This window comes from Bradyrhizobium sp. Cp5.3 (assembly GCF_000426265.1).
Lineage (GTDB): Bacteria > Pseudomonadota > Alphaproteobacteria > Rhizobiales > Xanthobacteraceae > Bradyrhizobium > Bradyrhizobium neotropicale.
Genome location: NZ_AUFA01000138.1, coordinates 1 through 1,454 on the forward strand (window position 1 = coordinate 1; position 1,454 = coordinate 1,454).

Sequence of the window (1,454 nt, forward strand, 5' to 3'; positions counted from 1 at the left end):
CTCTCCTTTGTGGAATCAGCACCCCGAGCCTACCGGCTCAAGGTGGGCAACGCCGACCTCTTCAGAAATTCAACAGAACCCGGGACATCCCCTTCCCTTTCCGTTCATGCTAAGGCGACAAGCTGCGGTTGTCCACCCGCGGGATTCCCCCGGTGCTGTCCTAATTAGGACACCCGCAGAGGCAGATTAGGACACTAGTTCGAATGGATGGCTCTCGCCATGGTTGCAATATGGCGTAATAGATAGCAAAGTTCCCACTATGGGGTGGATTCGCGATTCTCGATTGCTCAAGTGGTACAGGGCTCGTAGCTGGCTGGGACGAAGGGTCGTCCTGGTCGGACTTACCTTGGCGGCAGGGTGGGTCATCACGATCATAACAATCCTAGTCTTGCTCAAATTCGAAATCGTGGACGCTCACGAGGTTATCGTGGGTCCCTTGGAGGCTTGGACCGGGGAGTTGATCTTCTTTTCAGTCCTTGGCGGCATCGTAACTGTTGTTACCTTGAAAGACCCCGCTCAAGCTTCATTCGAGGAGCGAGTGCGCATCCTGTACGGGGCCGACAACCTTCCAGAGGCTGTAATTGAGTATAATAAACGAATGGTGACGCATCTCGCCGGATATGCTCACCAAGCAGTCCGGCATGTGGCTCTTGAAGATTATAGAGAAGAATTCAAGGCCTACAGAGCTAAGGTCCGAACGGAATATTCCTATCGGAATTTGCTGTCTGACGTTGATTACGAGGCCACCCTGCCTTGGCGGCTCAAGCCGGACAAGATCGAAGCGCAACCCGATATCGAATTAGCGCGAATTATTTCCATCAAAATCGGCGAGCAAGAGAAAGTAACGCAACCTATAATAGTCGATGAGAAGGGGTTCTCGACCGAGATGCCTCTAACGATGCATAGACGTGGCGAGACGAGAGTGGTATTTGAGTACGTCACGTGGATGGCTATCGGAGCAATCCAGACCTTGCATCCACGTCGATTTGTGGAACAATTCTCCATGACCATAGTAAACCAGTGCACCCAAAAGCCGGCTGCGCTGCTCATGGAAGGGCAAGCTGAAGCTATCCAATTGTTATATAATCAGAATTTCGCCTTCAAAAGCATTCAAAGTGTCGCGCCGGACGAGAAAATTTTTGTCTTCTCCCTCCTACCGCCTCAATAGTTCATTGTCATTTATGTGATTGAAGTTGACTGAACGGAACGAAGCTGAGCATGTACTCTCTCAAGGAAAAGCAGGAGACGTGGGTCATGATGATTTTCGGTGATGAGACTGGCGGATAGCTAGCACAGAGTTAGTATTTAAAAACCCGGCTCCAATGAGCCGGGTTTTTCATTTGCAGGAACCTGCAAATTTAGTCGCCCGTGAACAAGGCTTTAAGCGATTGGGCGGGAGTCTGTTTTCGGGGCTTGGAGACGTTTAAGATTGCAGGGATTTGGAGCTTGAGGCT

Annotated in this window: 1 protein-coding gene; it reads left to right on the forward strand. The window is 50.7% G+C overall.

Features of this window, described 5'->3' with window-relative positions:
* The first annotated feature begins 427 nt into the window (after positions 1 to 427).
* Entirely contained in the window at positions 428 to 1,168 is a 741-nt protein-coding gene (locus K289_RS47380; protein ID WP_156918475.1) for a hypothetical protein, read from the forward strand.
* Positions 1,169 to 1,454 lie beyond the last annotated feature (286 nt).